21 protein-coding genes are annotated in these 23985 nt (G+C 73.2%); 10 read left to right on the forward strand and 11 right to left on the reverse strand.

Annotation, left to right across the window (positions count from 1 at the left end):
* Window positions 1-188: 188 nt before the first annotated feature.
* The 6 genes from ABT122_RS16370 to ABT122_RS16395 form a co-directional block, all read right to left on the reverse strand.
* Window positions 189-2240, reverse strand: coding sequence for an NPCBM/NEW2 domain-containing protein (locus ABT122_RS16370; RefSeq protein ID WP_351551596.1), 2052 nt, complete (start codon window positions 2238-2240; stop codon window positions 189-191).
* A gap of 11 nt (window positions 2241-2251) precedes the next feature.
* Window positions 2252-3235 (reverse strand): LamG-like jellyroll fold domain-containing protein, encoded by a 984-nt coding sequence (locus ABT122_RS16375; RefSeq protein ID WP_351551598.1) that lies wholly within the window; start codon window positions 3233-3235, stop codon window positions 2252-2254.
* Window positions 3216-4700 (reverse strand): PQQ-dependent sugar dehydrogenase, encoded by a 1485-nt coding sequence (locus tag ABT122_RS16380; protein ID WP_351551600.1) that lies wholly within the window; start codon window positions 4698-4700, stop codon window positions 3216-3218. Before ABT122_RS16380 ends, ABT122_RS16375 begins: the two co-directional genes overlap by 20 nt.
* Before the next feature lie 575 nt (window positions 4701-5275).
* Window positions 5276-5929 (reverse strand): isochorismatase family protein, encoded by a 654-nt coding sequence (locus ABT122_RS16385; RefSeq protein WP_351551603.1) that lies wholly within the window; start codon window positions 5927-5929, stop codon window positions 5276-5278.
* 130 nt (window positions 5930-6059) lie between these two features.
* Window positions 6060-6296: a DUF397 domain-containing protein gene (locus tag ABT122_RS16390; RefSeq protein WP_351551606.1), complete on the reverse strand. Its 237-nt coding sequence runs from the start codon at window positions 6294-6296 to the stop codon at window positions 6060-6062.
* Window positions 6297-7157: a Sco1979 family transcriptional regulator gene (locus ABT122_RS16395; protein WP_351551609.1), complete on the reverse strand. Its 861-nt coding sequence runs from the start codon at window positions 7155-7157 to the stop codon at window positions 6297-6299.
* A 126-nt stretch (window positions 7158-7283) separates the two neighbouring features.
* On the opposite strand from ABT122_RS16395, the gene ABT122_RS16400 reads away from it, so the two are divergent.
* From ABT122_RS16400 to ABT122_RS16410, 3 genes are all read left to right on the forward strand, one after another.
* Window positions 7284-7898, forward strand: a complete 615-nt coding sequence (locus ABT122_RS16400) for an ATP-binding protein (protein ID WP_351551612.1) — start codon at window positions 7284-7286, stop codon at window positions 7896-7898.
* Between the two features lie 5 nt (window positions 7899-7903).
* A complete protein-coding gene (locus tag ABT122_RS16405; RefSeq protein ID WP_351551615.1) occupies window positions 7904-8305 on the forward strand; it encodes a hypothetical protein in 402 nt (133 codons plus the stop codon).
* Between the two features lie 68 nt (window positions 8306-8373).
* Window positions 8374-8667 carry a hypothetical protein gene (locus tag ABT122_RS16410; protein WP_351551618.1) on the forward strand — a complete coding sequence of 98 codons (294 nt, stop codon included), beginning with the start codon at window positions 8374-8376 and terminating at the stop codon, window positions 8665-8667.
* Window positions 8668-9464: 797 nt separating this feature from the next.
* Here ABT122_RS16410 and ABT122_RS16415 read toward each other — a convergent pair.
* Window positions 9465-10397, reverse strand: coding sequence for an MmyB family transcriptional regulator (locus ABT122_RS16415; RefSeq protein ID WP_351551621.1), 933 nt, complete (start codon window positions 10395-10397; stop codon window positions 9465-9467).
* Window positions 10398-10768: 371 nt separating this feature from the next.
* On the opposite strand from ABT122_RS16415, the gene ABT122_RS16420 reads away from it, so the two are divergent.
* The 3 genes from ABT122_RS16420 to ABT122_RS16430 all read left to right on the forward strand — a co-directional run bounded on the left by ABT122_RS16420 (window position 10769) and on the right by ABT122_RS16430 (window position 13328).
* A complete protein-coding gene (locus ABT122_RS16420; protein ID WP_351551624.1) occupies window positions 10769-11428 on the forward strand; it encodes a helix-turn-helix domain-containing protein in 660 nt (219 codons plus the stop codon).
* A gap of 94 nt (window positions 11429-11522) precedes the next feature.
* Window positions 11523-12053, forward strand: a complete 531-nt coding sequence (locus ABT122_RS16425; protein ID WP_351551782.1) for a toxin-antitoxin system, toxin component — start codon at window positions 11523-11525, stop codon at window positions 12051-12053.
* A gap of 3 nt (window positions 12054-12056) precedes the next feature.
* Window positions 12057-13328 (forward strand): ROK family protein, encoded by a 1272-nt coding sequence (locus ABT122_RS16430; RefSeq protein ID WP_451067335.1) that lies wholly within the window; start codon window positions 12057-12059, stop codon window positions 13326-13328.
* Between the two features lie 137 nt (window positions 13329-13465).
* Here ABT122_RS16430 and xylA read toward each other — a convergent pair whose 3' ends face one another.
* Window positions 13466-14671: a xylose isomerase gene (gene xylA / locus ABT122_RS16435; RefSeq protein ID WP_351551627.1), complete on the reverse strand. Its 1206-nt coding sequence runs from the start codon at window positions 14669-14671 to the stop codon at window positions 13466-13468.
* A gap of 283 nt (window positions 14672-14954) precedes the next feature.
* Here xylA and xylB point away from each other — a divergent pair, with 283 nt between their 5' ends.
* The 4 genes from xylB (at window position 14955) to ABT122_RS16455 (ending at window position 19451) form a co-directional block, all read left to right on the forward strand.
* Window positions 14955-16433, forward strand: coding sequence for a xylulokinase (gene xylB, locus ABT122_RS16440; protein WP_351551630.1), 1479 nt, complete (start codon window positions 14955-14957; stop codon window positions 16431-16433).
* A gap of 231 nt (window positions 16434-16664) precedes the next feature.
* Complete coding sequence (locus tag ABT122_RS16445) at window positions 16665-17135, forward strand: cation:proton antiporter regulatory subunit (RefSeq protein ID WP_351551633.1); 471 nt, start codon at window positions 16665-16667, stop codon at window positions 17133-17135.
* Window positions 17136-17137: 2 nt separating this feature from the next.
* Window positions 17138-18463 carry a cation:proton antiporter gene (locus ABT122_RS16450; protein WP_351551636.1) on the forward strand — a complete coding sequence of 442 codons (1326 nt, stop codon included), beginning with the start codon at window positions 17138-17140 and terminating at the stop codon, window positions 18461-18463.
* 181 nt (window positions 18464-18644) lie between these two features.
* Entirely contained in the window at window positions 18645-19451 is an 807-nt protein-coding gene (locus ABT122_RS16455) for an N-formylglutamate amidohydrolase (RefSeq protein WP_351551639.1), read from the forward strand.
* Between the two features lie 76 nt (window positions 19452-19527).
* On the opposite strand, the gene ABT122_RS16460 is transcribed toward ABT122_RS16455, so the two are convergent.
* The 3 genes from ABT122_RS16460 to kdpA are packed head-to-tail and all read right to left on the reverse strand — an operon-like array spanning window position 19528 to window position 23983.
* Window positions 19528-20211, reverse strand: coding sequence for a potassium-transporting ATPase subunit C (locus ABT122_RS16460; protein ID WP_351551642.1), 684 nt, complete (start codon window positions 20209-20211; stop codon window positions 19528-19530).
* Between the two features lie 5 nt (window positions 20212-20216).
* Entirely contained in the window at window positions 20217-22322 is a 2106-nt protein-coding gene (kdpB, locus tag ABT122_RS16465) for a potassium-transporting ATPase subunit KdpB (protein ID WP_351551644.1), read from the reverse strand.
* A complete protein-coding gene (gene kdpA, locus ABT122_RS16470) occupies window positions 22319-23983 on the reverse strand; it encodes a potassium-transporting ATPase subunit KdpA (protein ID WP_351551646.1) in 1665 nt (554 codons plus the stop codon). The genes kdpB and kdpA overlap by 4 nt, the downstream gene beginning before the upstream one ends.
* Between the last annotated feature and the right edge of the window lie 2 nt (window positions 23984-23985).

Below are 23985 nucleotides of genomic sequence, written 5' to 3' on the forward strand. Positions count from 1 at the left end.
ACCTCCACCCCCCCCCCCCCCTCAACTCCCCCCGGTAACCACCAACCTTCCCCACCCCCCCGCTCTCCCGAGGGGGGGGGGGGCGGGGGGGGGGCGCGGCCGATCTGGGATCATCCGGCCGCGCACCGGGCCCGGCGGAGCGGGTCGTTTCAGGAAGTGGGTTCAGGAGGCGGGTTCAGGAGGCGGGTTCAGGAGGCGCAGGTCAGCACGGGAGCCGCCCAGTCGATCCGGTCGTAGCGGTTGGTGTCGGGCCCGATGGTCCCCACCAGCCGCAGATACTGGGCACCCCGGAGGTCGGCGGTGAGCGGAACGGCCGAATCCCGCCAGGTGCGCAGCCCGCTGTCGGCCCGCTTGGTCCCGTCGGCCCAGATCTCCGCCGTGACCGTCCCCTGGTCCGGCTCGCGCGGATCGCGCTCGTCGTCGACGCCGACGTCGGTGGCGAATCCGGTGCACCGTCCGCCGAGGTAGTAGACGAGCTGGACGGGGGCGTGGGTCCCGAGCCCCTTGGCGTAGGTGACGCCGTTGACGGTGAGCGTGCGGCCGTCCCCGGCCTTGGCCCCGCCGTTGGACATGTCGCGCTCCACGGGCCCGTAGCCGTTGCTCGCCCAGGCCCAGGTGAGCTGCCCGAGATCGGAGACGCCGGCCGGGACGGGCCGCGGCACCGTCAGGATCTCGTCGGCGGTCCGCTCGACCCTGCCGTGGCGGGAGGTGCGGAAGGTGAGCCCGGTGGCGAGGGGGGCGGTGCCGGGGGGCGTGGCGGCGGGCGGGGTGAGGCGCCAGCGGGCGGTGAGGGTCTTGCCGGTGGTGAGGACGTCGGTGTCGTTGTCACCGAGCGACTTGAGGCGCCAGCCCTCGGGCGCGGTCAGCCGCAGCCGGGGGGAGAGCAGCGGGGTGCGGCCCTGGTTGGTGGTGGTGACCTTGACGGTGAGGCTCCTGCCCGCGGGGGTGATGTTGCCCGGCACTCCCTGAGCGGCCGACGGCAGGTGCAGCCCCAGTTCGACGGCGGGCGGCTCCTCGCGCCAGTCGCCGTCGGCCGAGACCCGGTAGAGCGCGGTGGCGTGCGCCGGGAGGGTGGCGCTGACGGTGCCGACGGTGTGCGCGTTCTGGCCCTTCCAGAGGTCGCGCACGACATAGCCGGAGCGCTGGGGCAGCCCGATCTCGGCGGCGGTGGTGCGGATGGTGGTGGTCTGCTCGGACTCGTTGAAGAGCGCCACGGCGATGTCCCCGCCGGCGAGGGGCTTGGCGAGCACCCAGTGCCCGTCCGCGCTGCGGACGACCCTCGCCTGGCGGCCCAGCGGGTCCTGGTCGACGGCGATGACCTCGCGGTTGGAGAGGATCTCCAGGGTCCGCGAGGTCGCCTTGCGCAGATCGGTGCCGATCAGCAGCGGGGCGGCCATCACGGACCAGAGGCTGAAGTGGGAGCGGTACTCGGTGTCCGTCATGCCGCCGTTGCCGACCTCCAGCATGTCGGGGTCGTTCCACCGGCCGGGTCCCGCGTGCTCGGCGAGCGGCGCGTTGAGCTTGAAGAGGTTGACCACGGACTGCCAGCTGTCGTTGATGTCCCCGGTGGTGCGCCAGAGGTGGCCGACGTCGGCGCCCCACTCCCAGGGCTTGTTCTCGCCCCACTCGCAGAGGGAGTAGACGATCGGGCGGCCGGTCGCGCGCAGCGCGTCCCGCATCGCGGTGTAGCGCTCCAGGGCGGGCCTGCCCTGGTTGTTGCAGTTGTCGTACTTGAGGTAGTCCACGCCCCAGTCGGCGAAGGTCCGGGCGTCGATCTCCTCGTGGTCGAGCGAGCCCGGCATCGTCTTCGCGCAGGTGAGGGTGCCGGCGCTGGTGTAGATGCCGAACTTCAGCCCTTTGGAGTGCACATAGTCGGCGAGGGCCTTGATCCCGCCGGGGAAGCGGGTGGGGTGGTGGGTGAGCCGGCCGGTGAGCGGGTCGCGCTTCTCGGCGGCCCAGCAGTCGTCGACGTTCACATACTCGTAGCCCGCGTCCTTGAGACCGGTGGAGACGAAGAGGTCGGCGGTGTCGCGGATCATCTTCTCGTCGATGGCGCAGCCGGTGGAGTTCCAGTTGTTGAAGCCCATCGGCGGGGTGGCCGCGAGGCCGTCGGGGAGCCGGGGCGCCGCGGTGGTGCGGGCGGGCTCCGCCGGGGCGCCGGCCTGGGCGGGGACGGTGAGCGGGGCGGTCAGCAGAGCCAGCCCCAGTAAGACGGTCAGGGGCCTGGGCATCGCGCGCATACGTACCCTCTCTATCGGGTCCTGCGGTACTGGGCTCGGATCTCGCCGGCGGTGAGGGCCCGGTCGAGGAACATCAGCTCGTCCATGCGGCAGGCGCAGGGGTTGCCCTCGCGGGTGTTCTGCGGATAGCTGCCGCCGATCTTGATGCCGCGCGGGTCGGTGGCCGACGCGGTGTCCGGTTCGGGTGGTCCGGCGATCTCCCAGGGGTCCCCGGTGCGGACATAGGAGCCGGACAGGGCGCGGCCGTCGCGGTGGAGGGCCATGGTGCCGCTGTCGTAGTCGAAGGTGGCGGCGAGATGGACCCAGCGGCCGGGCGGCAGCACCTGCCGCCAGTCGGCGTCGGCGGCGAAGGTCTGCGAGAGGCCGCCGTCCAGCCGGCGGCCGAGAGCCACGACCCTCATCACCCCGTCGACCTCGATGAGTTCGAGCAGGGCCCGTACGTCGTGGCCCTGGGAGGTGCCGGAGAGGACTCCGGCGAGCCCGATGGCGCCGTAGCGGTCGCCGGGGTCGGCGGAGTTGGAGTTGGGGGCGGGGTTGTCGCCGGTGGTCCTGAACCAGCCCATGACGGTGGCCCCGCGGGCGCCGTTGAGGGCCCGGAGGGCGGGGAGGCCGTCCGCTCCGTACACACCGGCCTTCCAGTCGTCGTTGCCCCGGGCGCCGGGGGTGTTCTGCCGGGTCTGGAGGACGGGACCGCGCTCGCGGTCGTGGACCCGCATCCGGGAGCCGCCGTTGACCAGGGCGATATCGGTGCCGGACCGGCCCAGGTCGCGCTCGCGGGAGGGGTCGCCGGGGACGGGGTGGGCGAAGTCGTAGTGCGCGACGAGATGGCGGCGCAGCCCCTGCGCCCCTTCGCCGGGCGCGGGTTCGGCGGCCACGGGGCCGGGGAGCAGCGGCAGCAGGGCGGCGGCGAGAGCGGCGAGGAGTGCCGTCCGGGGGCGGCGGGAGCTGTGGAGGCGGGGGCGGTGCGGCCGGGGTTCAGGGGGTGACCCGGACATCCGTCACCTTCCAGATCCGGCCGTTGGCCTTGGAGAGCACATACAGCGCGCCGGAGCGGTCGGTGCCGAAACGGAGATCGACCCGGGTGTGGCCGGCCAGCTCCGCCATGGTGGTGGGGGCGCCGGTGGCTCCGTCGATGAGCTGGAGCTGATGGGTGGTGGCGAGCGGGCCGCCCCGGCGCATCTCGCGGACGTCGGAGTGGAAAACGCGCCCGCCGACGCCCTCGGCGTAGAGGTACTTGCCGTTCAGCGCGGGGAGCCGTCCCCGGTGGACGAAGCCGCCGACGATCGCGCTGCCGCTGTCGGAGCAGGGCCTGGCGGCCGGCGGGGTGTGGTCGAAGGCGGCGACGGGGTAGGTGTAGCCGTTCTGGGCGTCGCCGTCGGGGAGCGGGAAGACTCCGCAGGTGGGGTTGGACGCCTTGCGGTACGCGAAGGGGCCCTCGCGGTCGCTCCAGCCGAAGTTGTCCCCGGCCCGGACCTCGTAGACCGACTCCACCCGGTGCTCACCGATGTTCGCGGTGAACATCTGCCGGCGGCCCCCGGTGTCCCAGCTGAAGCGGTGCGGGTTGCGCAGTCCGTACGCGTAGATCTCGCCCAGGGCGTCCGGCCGGCCGGCGAAGGGGTTGACGGCCGGGATGCCGTAGCGGCCGGAGGGGGCGTCGCGCCGGGCCGGGTCGATCCGGAGGATCTTGCCCTGGGGGACGGTCAGATCCTGCGGTACGGTGCCGCCCGCACCCGCCGCGCCGTCGCCGACCGCGACATAGAGCAGCCCGTGGTCGTGGTCCCGGGGGCGGGCGTTGGGGTTGAAGCCGATCTCCTGGATGTTGTGGTACGTGCTCTGGAAGCCGAGGCGCAGCACCTCGCGGCTGGTCCCGGCGAAGGTGGCGGCGCGCGGGTCGTCGGCGGTCCACTCGGTGACGACGCTGTGCAGCCGGGCTCCCTGCGGGGCGGGCAGATCGGGGGTCTTGGCGGTGAGGGCGGCGCGGCCCTCGGTGTGGACGGTGTAGAAGACGCCGTTGCGGGCGAACCCAGGGTGGAAGGCGACGGAGCCGAGCCCGCTGCCGAGCCCCTGGTGCGACCAGAAGTCGGCGCCGGTGGCGGTGCCCACGTCGAGGTACTCGCTGGGGGTGCCCGCGCGGTCGAGGAGATGGAGCTTCCCGTTGAGATCGGGCACGGCGAGCCGGCCGGAGCCGTCGGGGACCTCGCCGAGGTGGTTGATGCGCGCCCACCGCTTGAGCCGCGAGTCGGTGGGCGGGGGCACGGACTCGGACCGGGGGAGGGTGGAGAACTCGGTGAGGACGAGGGCGTGGCGGGAGGGGGTGGGGTCGGGGAGGGGGTCGGACACGGGGGTGTCGCCGTCCTGGGCGAGGGCAGGGGGGGCGAGGAGGGTGAGGAAGAGGGTGGCGGCGGCGAGTGGGGGGGTTCTTCGGGGGGTTCTTCTGAGGGGTCTTGGAGGGGTGGGCATCGCGGTCACCTCGGAGGGGTGGGGTGCGGGGCGGTGCGGGGCGCGGGGTGAGGAAGCGCTTTCTGGAAAGCGCTTTCCCACGCTACAAACGCACCTCTCGTGAGGCAACCCCCTCGGCAGGGGGGTGCGCGGGGCGGGGCGGGGAGGGCGGGGGGTGGTTTCTGGGCGTGGCCCGCGGGGTGCGGGGTCCTGTGGCGCGGGGTCCGTCCTCAAACGCCGGACGGGCTGGGATTGCTCGGGCCGCCCCAAGCGCCGGGCCGGCTGGAGTTGCCCGGAGTGGGCTCAAGCGCCAGGCCGACTGGAGTCGCCCGGGCCGCCGAGATGGCTCGGGACACCCGTGGCGCGGGGTCCGTCCTCAAACGCCGGACGGGCTGGGATTGCTCGGGGCGCCCCCAAGCGCCGGGCCGGCTGGAGTTGCCCAGGGTGGGCTCAAGCGCCAGGCCGACTGGGGTCGCCCGGGCCGCCGAGATGGCTCGGGACACCCGTGGCGCGGGGTCCGTCCTCAAACGCCGGACGGGCTGAGATTGCTCGGGGCGTCATCAAACGCCGGACGGCTGGGATTGCTCGGGCCGTCATCAAGCGCGGGACGGGCTGGGTTGGCTCAGGCCGGTGGGAGTTGCCCGGGCGGGGGTGAAGGTGAGAGAAGTCTCGGAGAGGGGGAATTCCGGGTCCGAGCCCAGGGCGTGTTCGGCCACCCGGGCGACGACGGAGGCCGGAATGTCGTCCAGTCCGTACGTCGCGTGCGTGTCGTGCGGCACCACCACCCCCAGCCCCCGGCCCAGCGCCCCCTCCGCCGTGGCCCTGACGCACATCTCCGACAGCACCCCCGCGATCACCACCCGCTCCACCCCCCGCCGCTCCAGCAGCTCCCCCAGCCCGGTCCCCTCGAACCCGTCGTCCTCCTCCTTCGCGACCACGTGCTCGTCGGCCGACTCCCGCACCGGGAGACACAGCTCCCACCCCGGCGCCCCGGGCTCGTCCACCGCGCCGGGCTCCCCGTCGTTGCGCAGATGCACCACCAGCGCCCCGGCCGCCCTGGCCCGTTCCAGCAGGCGGGCGAGGCGCTCGGCGAGCGCCTCCGCTCCCGGCACCGCCTCCGCCCCGGTCATGAATCCGCACTGGACGTCGACCAGGATCAGCGCCTGCGCCGGCGCGATCGCCCCGGCCGGCCGGGGGACGGAGAGCCAGACCCCGTTCCGTACGAACCCGCCCGCCGCGGCGTCCCGCATGGCATTCCTCCGCAATCCGTGGTGAGGGAAAAAGCAACGGCGTGCGGGAAGTTGCCCGCACGCCGTGGATGGATGAACCGTGGTGTCCGATAAGTGTTCGTTCGATGTCATGACAGCAGGCGCCGGAGCCTCAGGTGAGGAGGAAGTCCGCCTGCCCGGACTTCGCTCCCTGAATGAATGCCGCGATCTCACCGGGTGTGTAGATCAGCGCGGGACCGTCCGGGTCCGCCGACTGGCGCACCGCCACCCGGCCGTCGGCCAGCTTCATCGTCTCGAAGCAGTTGCCGCCGTTCCCGCCGCTCCACGGCTTGTGCCAGCCCACATCGCCCAGCTCGGTGGCCGGCATGCCGTTGTATACGTGATTCATTCACAGCTCCTTGCGGAGATCCCGGAGGATCTCCTTCGTGCGTTGTGCAGTCGCGGCCTGGGCCGCCATGCGGTCCAGGACCTCCAGATGCGAGGCGACCTCGGGGCGCGCGTCGAGATAGACCGCGCCGGTCAGATACTCGCTGTAGACCATGTCCGGGAGTTCGGGGACGGCGAACCGGAAGAGCACGAACGGACCGTAGGTGCCGGGGTGGTGTCCGGACGCGAACTCCGCAATCTGAAGGGTGACATGGGGCAGCTGGGCGCCTTCGAGCAGCCGGTCGATCTGGCCTCGCATGACGGCGGGACTGCCGACGGGCCTGCGGAAGACCGTCTCGTCCATGATCACCCACAGCTTGGGTGAGCCGGGCTGGGTGAGCAGAGCCTGGCGTTCCATTCGCAGCGCCACATGGCGCTCGATGTCCTCGGGGTCGGTCTGTCCCACGGCTCCGCTGAGCATGATCGCTCGCGCGTACTCCTCCGTCTGGAGCAGACCGGGCACGAAGTGGGGCTCGTAGGAGCGGATGAGGCTGGCCGCGCCCTCCAGGCTGACGTACATGCTGAACCAGCCGGGCAGCACATCGTGGAACCGCTGCCACCAGCCGGGCTTGTTCGCCTCCTCGGCCAGCTCGATGAAGCCGCGCGCCTCCTCGTCGCCGATGCCGTAGGCATTCAGCAGCAGCTGGACATACGGGATCTTCAGGGCGACCTCGGCGGTCTCCATGCGGCGGATGGTGCCCGCGGCGACGCGAAGGACCTTGGCGGCTTCCTCGCGCTTGAGCCCGGCCCGCTCGCGCAGATCCTGCAAGCGCTTGCCGAGTACGACCTGCCCCACGGTGGGGGCGGACCGCGGTTCACTCACTTCGAGACCTCCCCACGTGCTTGTTGCGATGCAGTCTGCCACGCGCCCGCATCGATGAATATGCCCACTCTGAAAAATTCAGAGTGGCTCTTGCCAAGCTGTCCATTTCAGGGCGACAGTGTTCGGGTGAACCGTGACGCGCTCCACGCCCCACTCCTGGACCCGTGCTCGGGTGTCGACCACCACAGGTACGGCTTCGAGCTGCCGGCGCGCGTCGAGTACGTCTCCAGAGCCCGCAAGCTCACCCGTGACCGGCTGCGCTGCTGGGGCATCGGCGGGGATGTGCACGACACCGCGATGCTGGTGGTCTCCGAGCTGGTGACCAACGCGGTCGTGCACAGCGGCAGCCATCTGATCTCCTGCGAGCTGACCAACGGCGTCGAGCGGCTGCGGATCAGCGTGCGGGACCAGGGCAGCGCGCCCACCGGCCCGCACGTGTGCCACACCCTGGCGGCCGAGGAGCGGGGGCGCGGCCTGCTGCTGGTCGAGTCCGTCTCCAGCTCCTGGGGGGCCCACGCCATCCAGCGGGGCGCCGGCCGCGTCGTCTGGGCGGAGCTGGCGCACACCGCCGTACCGTACGGGGCCGACTTCCCGGGACGCGAGTTCCCCCGGGCCAAGGCCCGCCCGGCGCACACCGCGCCGTCCGAACCCCGCCGGCCGCACCCCCGCGCCGAGCTGACCAGGGCCGAGATCCCCTCGGCCCGTCCGGGACTGCCGCACGGAACGGAGAGGCCATGCTGAGACATATGCCGCCCCTCCTGACCTGGAGCGGACGTCTGGGCGACGGCACCGGGCTGACCCGGCTGCGCCCGCCGGCCCGGGTCGAGCCCGATCTGGGCTGCGACGCGGTGGGGGTGCCCGCGCGCCACGGTCTGCGGCTGCTGGGCCGGCTGCCGCGCAACGGCTGTGTCTTCGCGGACGCGGAGTGGTGGTGGTGGATCGTCCCCGCCGGCTCCGACCACGAGCTGATCTGGCCGCTTCCCTCGCACTACGCGAAAGGAGCCTACGTACCGGCGACGGGCCCCCGGCTGATCAGCCGGCCCGACGACAGCAGTCCCTACACACCACCGATACCGCTCTATCTCATGGCCTGCCAGCTGACCGGAACCGCACCGCGGTGGCCGGCCGGCGTCAGCGGGCCGGCATGACCGCCGCGCGCACCGCGGCGCCCGTTCCCGACCGCCTGAGCGGGGACGGGCCGGATACCCTTCCGGGCATGTCGGAAGCCAGCCCGGGCCCGCGGCGACAAGGGCTCACACCACGTCAGGCACGCCTTGTCCGCACCGCGCTCTCCACGGTCATCATGATCGCGGCGGGTCTGGCCCTGGCCCTTCGGCTCGGCAGCACGCACTCGGTGCTCACGATGGGCTTCTACGGCATCGCGCTGATCCTCTCGGGGAGCGCGCTGGTGCTCAGCAGACAGGGGCGCACGAGAGTGGCGACCGCCGTCCTCGGGACGTGCGTCGTCCTCGCGGTCGCCGCGGAGTGGGCCGTCGCGTCGACGCGCTGACGGTGGAACGCGCCGGTCCGCGAGGCCCGGCGCACCAGAGCACACGGGGGAACAGGGGGGAGGGACCAGGTCCTCGCGCGGGGGAAGCCGAGGACCCGGTCCCGGAGCGCCGGTCCGCGTTCGGCCGCGGGGCAAGGGGGGTGGCCGCAACCGACGGACGGGTGCCGGCGGTGCGCCGGGGCAGGGGGCCCCGGCGCACCGCCCCGTACCGGCACGGACGAACGGCCCGGCGCGCGGCGGCGCCCCGGTGGACGGGAGAGGCGACGTCCATCGCGCGGGCCCGCGCGGTGGACGGCACACGCCCGAAGAGCACGAAGACGAAGAACACGAAAGAAACACGAAGAAACACGAAGGAACACGCAGCAAACGAAGAGAAAACTGTCCCTGGAGAGGTCCACGGTATGGCGAACCGTGTCACCGGCCCGGACGATCCGGGTCCACGCGGATTCGGTGGTCCCGCGCCACACCCCCTGGCACCCCGGGAGGTCGCGCCGCCGCGCCGCACTCGGGGCCGCCCGGGCCGGCGCGTCCCGGCCCGTCCGGTGCGCGCGGACGGACCCTGGGCGGCGGGTGCCCGCCCGGCGCGGGTCCGGGGGGCCGGAGGCCGGCCCCCGGCCCCCCGGGCCGCGGACGATCCGTGCGCCCTCCGGGGCGGGCCGGGCCATGGCGTCGTGGCGCGGCGGGTCCCCGGCCGCGGCACCCCAGCGGCCCCGGAACGTCCCGACGCGCGGAGACGGCGGCCCCCGTGGGACCGCCCGCCCCCGCGCAGGCCGGGTCCGCCGGGACCGCCGCGTGTCTCAGCCGCTGGAGACGGCCCGCAGATGGGCCTTGCCGCGCCGCACCGGCGGCGGCGCGGTGGTGCCCCGGTGCTCGCGCAGGACGAGCGTCATCCGGGTGTACCCCCGGTCCTGGAGGGTCGCCGGGGTCTCGTCGACGATCCGGCACTCCGAGCGCCCGTACCGGGGGTCCGGGTGGTGCAGCGGCCGCACCGCTCCGTCGTGGTGGACGGCGGCGGCACCGGCCAGCCGCATCCAGTGCGGCAGTCCGCAGCGGTAGGCGGCGTCCATGATCGGGTCGTCCGCGATCTCCCCGCGAATGGCCTGAAGCACACCGTCGTCCTCATAGCGCTCCAGCGCGGATTCCAGCTGGGCCAGCAGGGGCAGGCACCAACTGGTCTCCCGGTCGCCGAGGACCGAGCCCGCGTCCGGGTGGAAGAGCACGAACCGCAGGAAGTTCTGGTCCGGCATCGCCGTGGGGTGGGCGCCCATGCCCCGGAAGAGCGCCTGGAACGCCGGGTTCACATGGGTGACGTCCCACCGCCGGTCGAAGAGGACCGAGGGCAGCGGCACGGCGTCCATCATCACCGAGTAATCGTGCAGATACTCCCGGGTGGTGGGGTCCGCCGGCAGGGGCGTCTCCACCGGCGCGGAGCGCTCGGGGGGCAGCACCGGGGGCAGCGGCGCGTACGGACGGGTCAGCCCGGACGGGAAGGCCGGTCCGGACGGCCGGGCGGGGCCCATCGGGGACGCGGTCCTCGGACGGCCCGCCAGATGGGCCGGCGGCTCCCGGTCCACGGCGAGCCGGAACAGCCAGCCGCCCTGCTGGTCGGTCATCTCCAGGGCCTTGACCAGCGCGTAGAGCCGGTCCTCGGTCCAGTCCTCGGAAGGAGTGCACTCCCACGTGTTGTAGGCGCGGGTGCTGATGTCGAGCCGGGCGGCCACCTCGGCCACGCTCAGCCCCAGCTCTTCCCTGCGCTCGCGCAGTATGTCGGTCAGTCTTCTGGACCGGAGTGAGCCTCGGCCCGCCCCCGTGCACCCTCGACGCCCGTGGACACCCGAACGGTCGGAACCCGCCTCATGTGTCATCGAGAACGCCACCCTTCTCGAAGTCCCGCTGCGGCAGCGCCCTTTGGATCTTCACCCCGCCCGGCGATCCTGCTACCGCGAGAGGCGTCATGTCAACTATCGTGGCATTCGGCGCCACCGAACGCTCAGAATGCGCCACAGCTGTGGCAAGTCCTGGCTGTACGTCCGGGAAGCGGATAATCTCCGGGCAGCCAACCGTGTGCGGAGCCATCTCGCGTGATCTAGGAGACCCACTGGTGACAGACGGCTTCTTGGTTCCGGGCCCGGCAGCCGCAGGCCCTCTTGCGGCGTCGGTTGCCCGCGTCACCGAACTCGCAGGCAGACTCGGTCTGAGCCACGGCGAGGTGTTCGACGTGGATCAGCTCTCCGAGGCCTCGGGTGTGCCCGCCGATGTGGTGGGTGCCCTGCTGGAGGGCCGGCCCGCGGGCCAGCCCGACCTTCAGGCACGCTTCCTCCAGCGCTTCGACCTGCTGCGGCGCACCCGGCTCAAGCCCAATGGGCGCCGCTACACCCAGCAGGAGATCGCCGACGGCGCCGGGATGTCCCGGCAGCAGGCGGGGGCCCTGATCAACGGCGACCGCCGCCCGACGATGGAGCACTGCGACGCGATCCAGCGGTTCTTCAGGGTCCACGCGGGCTTTCTGACCGCCGGGGACGCGGACGCGCTCAACAGCGCGCTCCAGCGCACCGAGGCCCGTCTCCTCCAGGACTGCGCGGGCGACGGCGACCCGCTGGAGCGGCTCCTCCAGGACCACGGCGTACGGGGTATCGCCTGGCGGGCCGCCCAGTTGCCCACCGACAAACACCGCGACAAGGTGACCGAGTGGCTCGATCTCCTGCTGGAGAGCGTCAAGCCGGTGGAACCGGCCGATTCCGCAAAGCCGACGGAAAGATGACTTCAGAAAGCCCCTGATGTCAGGGCAGGGTTGAGGCCGCACGTGTGCGCGCGGCCGTGCGGGGGAGAGGAGAACGGTGAGCATTGGCAAGGAGATGCGTCGGCTCTGCGGCGAGCTGGTAGCCGGACTCGGCCTGCCCGCGCCGGCGGAGCCCGCCGATCTCTATGCCGCCCTGTGCGGCCAGATGAGCAGACGCCGCGGCCGGCCCGTCCGCTACCGGATGTCCACCTTTCCCCCGGGCACGGCGAGCGGCCTCTGGCTGGACATGACGGACCAGGATCTGATCGTCATCGAGGAGCGCACCGCGCCCGACCATCAGCTGGTCATCCTCGGCCATGAGCTGTGGCACATGAACGCCGGGCACTGCACCCACCACATCGAGGGCGCGGCGGTCGCGGCGCGGCTCCTCTCCGACGAGGCGGACCTCCAGGCGACCGTGCTCAAGGTCGCCGCGCGCACCCGCTTCGACCAGAGCGAGGAGAACGAGGCGGAGAGCTTCGGGCTGCTGCTCGGCAGCAAGTGCCGCTCCTGGCTGGCGGGTTCCACCGGCCGGGGGCCCAAGCGGCGGGAGGGGCTCGCCGGACGGATCGAGGCCTCCCTGGGATACCGCGGGCCCCAGGGCTGATCCGTGGAGAGAACCACTCGCGTCAGGCTGGCCAGTGCCGTCAGCCGGGACCCGCTGGAGCCCAAGGCGGGCCGGGACACGGTCCGCCGCCACAATCTGAGTCTCGTCCTGCGCGCCGTGAAGGACTCCGGCGAGACCACCCGGGCCGGGGTCGCCGCCCGGGTGGGGCTGACCCGTGCCGCGATCTCCTCCCTGGTGGAGCAGTTGCTGGAGAGCGGATTCCTCTCGGAGTCGGGGAAGACCTTCAGCGGCCAGGCGGGGCGTCCGGGCACGGTGCTGAAGGTCGCGCGGACCGGGGTCGCCGGGCTCGGGGTCGAGATCAATGTCGACTATGTCTGCGTCTGCGTGGTCGACCTCGCCGGTACGGACCGGGTACGGCTGGTCGAACACCTCGACAACCGGGACGCGCCGCCCGCTCAGGTGCTGCGCCGCGCGGCCCAGATCGCGGCGCGGGCGCTGGTCTCGGCGGGCGAGCAGGAGCTGCGCCCGGTCGGCGCGGCGCTGGCGCTGCCCGGCCTCGTCTCCTCCGGGACGGTCCGGCAGGCACCCAACCTCGGGTGGACCCGGGTCCCGGCCGAGGAGCCGTTCGGCGCCGCGCTCGCGGCACTGCGGCCGAGGCTGCCCGTGCTCCCGGTGCGCTCGGAGAACGAGGCGAACCTCGCGGCGCTGGCGGAGCTGTGGTTCGGCGCGCTCGGTCCGGTGCGCACCTTCCTCTATCTCTCCGGCGAGATCGGGATCGGCGGTGCGCTCGTCCTCGACGGGGAGCTGCTGCGCGGGGCCCACGGTTTCGCGGGGGAGATCGGGCACGCGGTGGTGGCCGCCGACGGGCCCGAGTGCCGCTGTGGCGCGCGCGGCTGTCTGGAGCAGTACGCGGGCCAGACGGCGCTGCTGCGGGCGGCGGGGGTCGACGAGACCCATGGCGCGAGCGCCGTGGCCGAGCTGGAGCGCCGGGCCCGCGCGGGCGACGAGCGGGCGGTGGCCGCGCTGGAGCGGGCGGGGCTGATGCTGGGCCGGGTGCTGTCGGGCGCGGTGAATCTCCTCGACCCGGCGGCGGTGGTGCTCGGCGGGATCTACCGGCCGCTCTCCCCCTGGCTGATCCCGCGCGCCGCCGGTGAGCTGTCCACTCGGATCGTCTCGGGTCTGTGGCCCCGGGCGGGCGCCCGTCTGCGGCCCTCGTCCCCGGCGGCGGACGCGGCCCGGGGCGCGGCGGCCCTGGTGGTGCGGGATGTGCTGACGGACCCTCTGGCCTTCGGGGACCGCGCCGCGGCCGGATGAGCGGGCCCGGACACCATCGGGACGCCCGGACACCTGGGCATCCGGCCCCCGGACACCCGGCCCCCGGACACCCGGCCCGCGCCGCCCGGGGCGCGGCGGGAGCGGGAGGAGGCGCGGCGGGAGCCGGAGGGGTGCGGTCAGCGGGCCGCGAGCAGATGGTCCAGGGCCAGTTGGTCCAGGACCTCGAAGGCCATCCCCCGCTCCCCCGCCGCGTCCGCGTCGAACTCCTCGTGCGCGGTGCGGTCGGCGAGCAGCCCGGCGAGGCCGTCGGGTGCCGTCGGGCGGGCCAGTTCGTCGAGCCGGGCCGCCCGCAGGGCCTCCCGCACCCGGGGGTCGGCCCGGAACGCCGCCGCCCGCTCGCGCAGGATCAGATAGTTCCGCATGCATCCGGCGGCGGAGGCCCACACCCCGGCGGAGTCCTCCGTGCGCGGCGGCTTGAAGTCGAAGTGCCGGGGACCCTGGTAGCCGGCCGTCTCCAACAGGTCCACCAGCCAGAAGGCGGAGCGCAGATCGCCCGCGCCGAACCGCAGGTCCTGGTCGTACTTGACGCCGTTCTGGCCGTTGAGGTCGATATGGAGGAGCTTGCCGGCCCAGAGCGCCTGCGCGACGGCGTGCGGGACGTTCAGCCCGGCCATCTGTTCATGGCCGACCTCCGGGTTGACCCCGTACAGCTCCGGCCTCTCCAGCCGCTCGATGAAGGCCAGGGCGTGGCCGACGGTGGGCAGCAGCAGATCCCCGCGCGGCTCGTTGGGCTTGGGCTCGATGGCGACGCGGAGGTCGTACCCCTGGCCGGTGATGTACTCCCCCAGCAGGTCGAACGCCTCCTTCAGCCGGTCCAGCGCGCAGCGGACGTCCTTGGCCGCGCCGGACTCCGCGCCCTCCCGGCCGCCCCAGGCGACATAGACGCGCGCGCCGAGCGCGGCGGCGAGGTCGAGGGAGCGCAGGGACTTGCGCAGGGCGTACCGCCGGATGTCCCGGTCGTTGGCGGTGAAGCCGCCGTCCTTGAACACGGGGTGGGTGAAGAGGTTGGTGGTGACCATCGGCACCGCCATCCCGGTCCGGTCGAGCGCGCTCCGGAAGCGGCCGATCCCGGCCTCCCGGGCCGCCGGCGAGGCACCGGAGGGGACCAGGTCGTCATCGTGGAAGGTGACGCCGTACGCCCCCAGGGCGGCGAGCCGGTGGACGGACTCGACCGGGTCGAGGGGTGGCCGGGTGGCGTCCCCGAAGGGGTCCCTGCCCTGCCAGCCCACGGTCCACAGGCCGAAGCTGAACCGGTCGCCCGGGGTGGGGGTGAGGCTCCCGGCCCCGGTGAGCACATCCGTTGTCGCCGTTGTCGCCGTCATCGCCGTTGACCGCCTTCGCTCCGCTGTCGGTGTCCCTGCGCCGTCCCCCGCGCCCGCCCGGATCTCCGTCCCCCCGCGCTCGTCGCGCGTTCGCCGTGCGCGCGCCCCGTGTCCGTCCTCGGCCGGCTGTCCGCTCGCTCACTGTTTGTTCTCTGCGCTGATTAATGATGCACACCGGACGCGTTCCGCAGAAGACCCCAACATCTTTTGATCCGGCGAGGGTTGGCGTAATTTGTTCGCACCATGCCCAAAATGGGCGGCGGAAGAGGGAGAGGTGAGGGCGATGCCCGCACGGACGGTCGTCATCGGGGTGGACAGCTCCACCCAGTCGGCCACAGCGGTCCTCATCGACCCGGCGACCGGCAAGACGCTCGCCACCGGCCGGGCCCCGCACACGGTCACGGGCGAGGCGGGCGCCCGGGAGAGCGACCCCGACCAGTGGTGGCGGGCCCTGCGGGAGGCGGTCGCCGCCGGGCTCGCGCGGACCGGGGTCCGGCCGTCGGCCGTGACGGGCATCGCGGTCGCGGGCCAGCAGCACGGACTGGTGGTCCTGGACCGCGCCGGGCGCCCCGCGCGGCCCGCGCTGCTCTGGAACGACACCCGCTCGGCCCCGCAGGCCGCCGCCCTCACCCGCGCCCTCGGCGGCCCCGATGTCTGGACCGCGCGTACCGGATCGGTGCCGGTCGCCTCGGTCACCGCCACCAAGTGGCAGTGGCTGCGGGAGCACGAGCCCCGCACCGCCGACGCGGCGGCGGCCGTCCGGCTGCCCCACGACTATCTGACCGAACGGCTCTGCGGCACCGCGGCCACCGACCCGGGCGACGCGTCGGGCACCGGCTGGTACGCCACCTCGACCGGCGCGTACGACCCCGAGATCCTGCGGCTCATCGGCCTCGACCCGGCCCTGCTGCCGGAGCCGGCGGCCGGCGGCGGCACCCGGGTGGGCTCGCTCACCCGGGCGGCGGCCACCGCGCTCGGCCTCCCGGCCGGGATCGCGGTCGCCGCGGGCACCGGCGACAACATGGCCGCCGCCGTGGGCCTGGGGCTCGGCGGTACGGGGCTGCTGGACCACCCGGTCCTCGGTCTCGGCACCTCCGGCACGGTGTTCGCCGCCACCCGCGCCCGCCCCGTCTCCCCCGCGCTCTCCGGGTTCGCGGCGACCGACGGCACGTATCTCCCCCTGGGCTGCACCCTGAACTGCACCCTCGCCGTGGACCGGATCGCGGCCCTGCTGGGCCTGGACCGGGAGGCGGCCGAGCCGGGCGGGGAGGCCGTGCTGCTGCCGTATCTCGACGGCGAGCGCACCCCCGATCTGCCGGCCGCCGCCGGTCTGCTCACCGGGCTCCGGCACACCACCTCCGGCCGGCAGATCCTCGGCGCCGCCTACGAGGGCGCGGTGGTCACGGTGTTGCGGGTGCTGGACGAGGTGCTGCGCTCCTGCGGTCTCGACCCGGCGGCCCCGGCGACGGCCGGCGCGCCGCTGCGGCTGGTGGGCGGCGGGGCGCGCGGCAGGTTCTGGGTGGAGACCGTGCGCCGGCTCTCCGGCCGCCCCCTGCTGGTCCCGCGCGCCGCCGAACCGGTGGCGACGGGCGCGGCGGCACTGGCGGCGGCAGCGGCCACCGGCGAGGACCCGGTGGCAGCCGCCGTCCGCTGGGGGGCGGGCCAGGGGCGCGAACTGCCTCCCGTGGAGCGGGACACGGAGACCTGGGAGCGGGTGTCGGGGGTGCTGGAGCGGGCCCGGCCGGGACTGCTCGGGGAGTAGTCCCGGCCGGGCGGGCCCGCTCGGGGAGTAGCCGCGCCCGGGCGGGGCAGGCATTCCCGGCAGCCGCCCGCCCGGTCGGCCGCCCCCATGGACGGAGCCGGATATTCCGGATTCCCGGCCCCGCCGGGGGCCGAGGGTGATCCACTTTCGTAGACTGTCTGGTACACCTCAACCCACCGCACCGCTCACCCGCCCACGGTGAGAGGACGACCCACGCCTTGGGAGGCGAGCATGGGCACCCGTCGCACCTCACTGCCGGGAGTCGGGACACAGTACGACTTCACCACCGAGGAAGGCCGGCACATCTCCGTCGTCGTCCACCACGACGGCAGACGCTTTCTCGGCTTCTACGCCTCCGACGACCCCGACGCCTGCCAACTGGCGGTTCCGCTCTCGTCCGATGAGGCCACCGCGCTGGCGCATCTGATCGACCCCGAGCCGATCGACGCCGTGCGCACCGACGGGATCGATCTCGTCACCGAGCACATCCAGGTCGGCACCCGCTCCCCCTACGCCGGGCGGGTGCTCGCCGACACCCGGGCGCGCAGCCGCACGGGCGCCTCGGTCGTCGCCGTCCTGCGGCGCACCGGCGCGCACCCGTCGCCGGGGCCCGACTTCCGGTTCGCCATCGGGGACACCCTGGTCGCGGTCGGCACCCGCGAGGGCGTCGACGCCCTCGCCGAGATCATCGCCGGAGGCTGACCGTGCACGAGACCACCACCCTGCTCATCGAGCTCGGGGCGATCATTCTCGGGCTGGGGCTGATAGGCCGCTTCGCCGGGCGCATCGGCCTCTCCCCCATCCCCCTCTATCTCCTGGTCGGCCTCGCGTTCGGCACCGGCGGCCTGCTGCCGCTGAGCGCGAGCGAGGACTTCGTCGCCGTCGGCGCGGAGATCGGCGTCATCCTGCTGCTGCTCCTGCTGGGCCTGGAGTACAGCGCGTCCGAACTGGTCGGCAGCCTCAAGACCCAGTACCCGTCGGGCGCGGTCGACTTCGCGCTCAACGCCCTGCCCGGCGCGGCGGCGGCGCTGCTGCTGGGCTGGGGCCCGGTGGCGGCGGTCGCCCTGGCCGGTGTCACCTGGATCTCCTCCTCCGGAGTCATCGCCAAGGTCCTCACCGACCTGGGCCGGCTCGGCAACCGGGAGACCCCGGTGGTCCTCGGCATCCTCGTCATGGAGGATCTGGCGATGGCGGTGTATCTGCCGCTGCTCACCGCGCTGCTGGCGGGTGTGGGCCTCGCGGGCGGCAGTGTCACCCTGCTGATCGCGCTCGGCGCGGTGGGGATCGTGCTCTATCTGGCGCTCCGGCACGGACGCCTGATCAGCCGTGCGGTCTCCTCGGACAATCCGGAGATGCTGCTGCTGGTGGTCCTCGGACTCACCCTGCTGGTGGCGGGCATCGCCCAGGAGCTGCAGGTCTCCGCGGCCGTCGGCGCCTTCCTGGTCGGCATCGCGCTGTCGGGCGAGGTCGCCGAGGGCGCGCGCAAGCTGCTCACCCCGCTGCGGGACCTCTTCGCCGCCGTGTTCTTCGTCTTCTTCGGACTGTCGACCGACCCCACCGACATCCCGCCGGTGCTGCTGCCCGCGCTGCTCCTCGCGGTGGTCACCGCCGTCACCAAGGTGCTCACCGGCTGGTACGCGGCCCGGCGGGCGGGCATCGGCCCGCGCGGCAGGCTGCGGGCGGGCGGCGCGCTGGTGGCGCGCGGCGAGTTCTCGATCGTGATCGCGGGTCTCGCCGTCGCCACGGAGCCGAGGATCGGACCGATCGCCACGGCGTATGTGCTGATCCTGGTGGTCCTGGGGCCGCTCGCGGCGCGCTGGACCGAGCCGCTGGTGTCGCGTTACGGCGGTCTGTCGGAGGCGGCGCGGCCGGGCACCCCCGGCGGTCCGCCGGCGGCCGGGCCCGTGGGTACGCGGGCCCCGGCCACCGAGCCCTGCGCGGCGGAGGCCGCGGCGGCGGAGCCCGGTGACACACCGCCCGGCGCGCCCGCTCCGGCGTCCGGCGGCCCGGGCCCGGCGCAGGGCGGCTGACACCCGCCCGCGCGATGCCCCCGTCCCCTCCCCGACCGGAGCGGGCGGGGGCATCGGTCTTCCCCGGCCGGTCCGGCCGGACCGCGGAACCCCCCGGGGCGGGCGCGAGTTGTCCGTACGGGGAGGCCGCGCGCCGCGCCGGTGGCCGTGCCGTCCCCGTACCGACGCGACCCCCGGAGAGATGCCCGTGTCCGCTGCCCCCGTCCCCTTCCGGCTGCTCCCCGGAGCCGCCTCCTCGCCCGTGATCCTGCATGTGCCGCACGCGGCGCGGACGATCCCCCCGTCGGTGCGCGAGGGCATCCTGCTCGGGGACGCCGCGCTGGAGCGGGAGCTCGACCACATCACCGACGCCCACACCGCCGAGCTGGCGCGGGCCGCCGCCGGGCTCTGCGCCGTCACCCCCTGGCGGTTCGTCAACGGGCTGTCGCGGCTGGTGACCGACCCCGAGCGGTTCCCCGACGAGCGCGAGGAGATGCGCGCGGTGGGCATGGGCGCCGTCTACACCCGGACGACGCACGGCGAGCCGCTGCGCCCGGAGACCGTGGACCCCGCCCCGCTGATCGAGCGGTACTTCACCCCGTACGCGGAGGCCATGACGGCGGCGGTCGCGGACCGGCTGGCGGCGACGGGACGGGCGGTGGTGATCGATGTGCACTCCTACCCCACACAGCGGCTGCCGTACGAACTGCACGGCGACGGCCCCCGTCCCCCGGTCTGTCTGGGCACCGACCCCTTCCACACCCCGCCGGGGCTGGCCGCCCTCGCGGAGCGGGCGTTCACCGGTTTCGGCGGCACCGGGACCGACAGCCCCTTCGCGGGCGCCTATGTGCCGCTGGAGTTCCACGGGCGGGACGCCCGGGTCGGCGCGCTGATGGTCGAGATCCGCCGCGACGGATACATGAGCGAGCCCGGGGGCCCGGCGGGCCCGGGGCTCGGCGCGCTGGCGGGCGCGCTCGCGGAGCTGGTGGACGCGGTCCCCGGGGTGTGAGCGGCGGTACGGGTCCGCCCCGCGCGCGACCGCCGGATCGGGGCGGTGGCGCGCGGGGCGGGGAGGCGCGGGGGGATCAGTCCGTGCCGCGGCCGGTCAGCTCCCGCAGCGCGATGTTGAGCGCGAGGACATTGACCCGGGGTTCGCCGATGAATCCGAGAATCCGGCCGTCGGTGTGCTCCCGCACCAGCTTCTCCACGGCGGCGGCGGCGAGGGAGTTCCGCTCGGCGACCCGGTGGACCTGGAGTCGCGCGTACTCCGGGGAGATGTGCGGGTCGAGGCCGGAGCCCGAGGAGGTGACCGCGTCGGCGGGCACATCGGCGGGGTCGACCCGGTGGCCGGCGGTGGAGTTGTCCCTCACCACGGCGGCCTTGGCGTCCCTGACCCACTGGAGCAGCTCGGCGTTGTCGCCGGAGCGGTTGGTGGCGCCGGAGAGGATGAGGGAGTACCGCGTGTTGACGCTGTTGCTGCCGAGGCCGTTGGAGGGGCGTGGCTGGAACCAGGTGAGGTCCGGCTCCGGGGTCTCCTCCGGGTCGCCGGGGTCCTTCAGCGGGAGGTGGTAGGTCTGGCCGATGAGCGAGGAGCCGACGACCTCGCCGCCGGCCGTCACCTCGGAGCCGTTGGCCTTGTCGTTGAAGAGGGCCTGGGCGACGCCGGTCACGGCGAGCGGGTAGAGCACCCCGCAGACGACGGTCAGGACGAGAAGGGCGCGCAGGGCCGCCGAGATGAGCCGGCCCGTGTTGCGTACGGAGGTGTTCATGGTCGTCACCCGATGCCAGGGATGAGGGAGATGATCAGGTCGATGAGTTTGATGCCGATGAACGGGGCGATGAGCCCGCCCAGTCCGTAGACGCCGAGGTTGCGGCGGAGCATCCGGTCGGCGCTGGTGGGCCGGTACCGCACGCCCCGGAGGGCGAGCGGGACCAGCGCGATGATGATCAGCGCGTTGAAGACGACGGCGGAGAGGATCGCGGAGTGGGGCGAGGACAGCTGCATGATGTTGAGCTTGTCCAGGCCCGGGTAGGCCGCGGCGAACATCGCCGGGATGATCGCGAAGTACTTGGCGACGTCGTTGGCGATGGAGAAGGTGGTGAGGGCTCCCCGGGTGATGAGGAGCTGTTTGCCGATCTCAACGATCTCGATCAGTTTGGTGGGGTTGGAGTCCAGGTCCACCATGTTCCCGGCCTCCTTGGCGGCCGAGGTGCCGGTGTTCATCGCCACGCCGACATCGGCCTGGGCCAGCGCCGGGGCGTCGTTGGTGCCGTCACCGGTCATCGCGACCAGCTTGCCGCCGGCCTGCTCCCGCTTGATGAGGGCCATCTTGTCCTCGGGGGTGGCCTCGGCGAGGAAGTCGTCGACCCCGGCCTCCTCGGCGATGGCCCGCGCGGTCAGCGGATTGTCACCCGTGATCATGACCGTGCGGATGCCCATGCGGCGCAGTTCCCCGAACCGCTCGCGCATGCCCTCCTTGACGACGTCCTTGAGGTGGATGACGCCCAGCACCCGGGCGCCCTCCCGGTCCTCGACGGCGACCAGCAGCGGTGTGCCGCCCGCTTCGGCGATGGTGTCGGTGACGCGGTCGGCGTCGGCCGGGACCTCGCCGCCCCGCTCCCCGACCCAGGAGATCACGGAGGCGGTGGCGCCCTTGCGGACCCTGCGGCCGTCGGCGTCCACCCCGGACATCCGGGTCTGGGCGGTGAAGTCGATCCACTCGGCTCCGGCCAGTTCGCCCCGGTGGCGTTCGCGCAGTCCGTACTTCTCCTTGGCGAGGACGGCGATGGAGCGGCCCTCGGGGGTCTCGTCGGCGAGCGAGGAGAGCTGGGCGGCGTCCGCGAGTTCCGCGGCGGTGACGCCCTGGAGGGGGACGAACTCGGCGGCCTGCCGGTTGCCGAGGGTGATGGTGCCGGTCTTGTCGAGCAGCAGGGTCGACACATCGCCCGCGGCCTCGACGGCCCGTCCGGACATGGCGAGGACATTGCGCTGGACCAGCCGGTCCATACCGGCGATGCCGATGGCGGAGAGCAGCGCGCCGATGGTGGTGGGGATCAGACAGACCAGCAGCGCGGTGAGCACGATCAGGGAGGTCTGGCCGTCGGCGCCCGCGTAGACGGCGAACGGCTTGAGGGTGACCACGGCCAGCAGGAAGACCACGGTCAGTGAGGCGAGCAGGATGTTCAGCGCGATCTCGTTGGGGGTCTTCTGCCGGGCGGCGCCCTCGACGAGGGCGATCATCCGGTCGATGAAGGTCTCGCCCGGCCTGGCGGTGATCTTGACGACGATCCGGTCGGAGAGGACCTTCGTCCCGCCGGTGACCGCGCTGCGGTCGCCGCCGGACTCCCGGATGACCGGGGCGGACTCACCGGTGATCGCGGACTCGTCGACGGAGGCGACACCTTCGACCACATCGCCGTCGCCGGGGATGGTGTCACCGGCCTCGCAGACGACCAGATCGCCGATGCGCAGCCCGGTGCCGGGCACCCGCTCCTCGGTGGTGCCGCTGAGCCGGCGGGCGACGGTGTCGGTCCTGGCCTTGCGCAGGGTGTCGGCCTGGGCCTTGCCCCGGCCCTCGGCGACCGCCTCGGCGAGGTTGGCGAAGAGGGTGGTCAGCCAGAGCCAGGCGGTGATCGCCCAGCCGAAGCCGTTGGACGGATCGCTGATCGCGAGGGCGGTGGTGACGACCGAGCCGACCAGGACGACGAACATCACCGGGGACTTGACCATGACCCGCGGGTCGAGTTTGCGCAGCGCCTCGGGGAGGGACCTGACGAGCTGTCCGGGGTCGAAGAGGCCGCCGCCGACCCGGCCCGGCCCGGGCGTGTGCCCGGTGGGCACATCGGAGTGCGGTGCTCGGGTGGGAGTGATCGTGCTCATGAAGCGAGCCCTTCGGCAAGCGGTCCCAGCGCGAGCGCCGGGAAGTAGGTCAGACCGGTGATGATGAGGATCGCCCCGACCAGCAGCCCGGTGAAGAGCGGCTTCTCGGTCCGCAGGGTGCCGGCGGTGGCGGGGACGGGGTGCTGCTCGGCCAGCGAGCCGGCGAGCGCGAGCACGAAGACCATCGGCAGGAACCGGCCGAGGAGCATCGCGATCCCGATGGTGGTGTTGAACCACTGGGTGTCGGCGTTGAGCCCGGCGAAGGCGGAGCCGTTGTTGTTGGCGCCCGAGGTGTAGGCGTAGAGGATCTCGGAGAAGCCGTGGGCTCCGGAGTTGGTCATCGAGTTGCCGGGGGTCTCCAGGGCCATCGCCGCGGCGGTGAAGCAGAGCACCAGCGCCGGGGTGATCAGGATGTAGCAGGCCGCGAACTTGATCTCCCGGGTGCCGATCTTCTTGCCGAGGTACTCGGGGGTGCGGCCGACCATCAGGCCCGCGATGAACACGGCGATGATCGCCATGATCAGCATTCCGTACAGTCCGGAGCCCACTCCGCCGGGGGCGATCTCGCCGAGCTGCATGCCCAGCATGGTGATGCCGCCGCCGAAGCCGGTGTAGGAGGAGTGGAAGCTGTTGACCGCGCCGGTGGAGGTGAGGGTGGTGGCCACGGCGAAGATGGCCGAGCCGCCGATGCCGAACCGGGTCTCCTTGCCCTCCATCGCCCCGCCGGCCTCCTGGAACGCGGCTCCCGGGTGGGCGAACTCGGTCCACATCATCAGCGCGGTGAACCCGAGCCAGATCGTGACCATCGTGCCCAGGATCGCGTACCCCTGGCGCACATTGCCGGCCATGCGGCCGAAGGTGCGGGTCAGGGAGAAGGGGATGACCAGGATGAGGAAGATCTCCAGGAGGTTGGAGAGGCCGTTCGGGTTCTCGAAGGGGTGGGCGGAGTTGGCGTTGAAGTAGCCGCCGCCGTTGGTGCCCAGCTCCTTGATGGCCTCCTGGGAGGCGACGGCGCCACCGTTCCACTCCTGGGTGCCGCCGGTGAACTGGCCGACCCCGTGGATGCCGGCGAAGTTCTGGATCGCCCCGCAGGCGACCAGCGCGACCGCCGCGATCACCGAGATCGGGAGCAGAATCCGGATGGTGCCCCGGACCAGGTCGGCCCAGAAGTTGCCCAGCTCACCGGTGCGGGAGCGGGTGAAGCCCCGCACCAGGGCCACGGCGACGGCGATGCCGACGGCGGCGGAGACGAAGTTCTGCACCGCGAGGCCGCCGGTCTGGACGACATGGCCCATGGCCTGCTCGCCGTAGTACGACTGCCAGTTGGTGTTGGCGACGAAGGACGCGGCGGTGTTGAACGCCTGGTCCGGGTCGATGGACCGGAATCCGAGCGAGCCGGGCAGTGAGCCCTGGAGCCGCTGGAGCAGATACAGGAAGAGCACGCCGACGGCGGAGAAGGCGAGGACCCCGCGGAGATAGGCGGGCCAGCGCATCTCCGTGTCCGGGTCGGCGCCCACGGCCTTGTAGATCCACTTCTCCACCCGGAGATGCCGGTCGGAGGTGTAGACACGGGCCATGTGGTCGCCCAGGGGGCGGTGGGCCAGGGCGAGCGCCACCATCAGCGCCAGCAGCTGGAGCACACCGGCAAGTACGGGACTCATTC

The sequence above is a fragment of the Streptomyces sp. NPDC001985 genome (assembly GCF_040296845.1).
In the GTDB taxonomy this organism is placed as follows: Bacteria; Actinomycetota; Actinomycetes; order Streptomycetales; family Streptomycetaceae; genus Streptomyces.